This is a genomic window from Dellaglioa sp. CoH-57-MRSF-20 (genome assembly GCF_056781955.1).
Map to the genome: position 1 here is coordinate 1 of NZ_JBXAXV010000062.1, position 608 is coordinate 608.

Annotated in this window: 1 protein-coding gene; it reads left to right on the forward strand. The window is 56.9% G+C overall.

What is annotated here, in order from left to right; translation table 11 throughout:
• Positions 1–371 precede the first annotated feature (371 nt).
• A partial coding sequence (locus AC1RPN_RS08105) for a hypothetical protein (RefSeq protein WP_481763700.1) occupies positions 372–608 on the forward strand: 237 nt, incomplete at its 3' end.

Sequence of the window (608 nt, forward strand, 5' to 3'; positions counted from 1 at the left end):
CCCGTGGGACTATTTTCCTCATGAGTACTTCGATAACGAGTCCGTTGGCGCGTGCCGCAAACAGGCGCGGCGGGATGGGTGGAGGATAGGGCCGGACGGCAGTGAGGGCCAAGACCTGTGTCCACTATGCAACCCGCGATCCCCGAAGTTCGTAAAGGAGCCAGCATGAAGAGGGGCATCGTGGTGGGTGGCGATGTGGGTGTGGCACGCGCAACTGCGCGCACGGCCCTAGGACCACGCCTCTCGGTCAAGACCGCGCTGAACGATTCAATCCGCATGGCTTTCGTGGTACGCAGAGTCGATCAAGAAGTTAAGCAAAAGACGTTCCATCAACAATTTTCTGGTGCATACGGCACCCGGAGGAAGAAGCGATGAAAGTGATTTACGCAGCAAACGACGGCACCCAGTTCGATGATCAGCAAACGTGCTTGGACTACGAGAATGCAGTTGACAGCTGTCCCATCGAGCTGGGCCACATCGACGAGAAGCGCAGTGCGTTCGCATCGGATGTGTTTGACGCAGGTGCTACTGTCGATTGGCTTGACGGCCGTGACGATGAGCAGTACGCGGAGCTTACGGAACCGTTTTTCATCACACTGTTGCTGCAT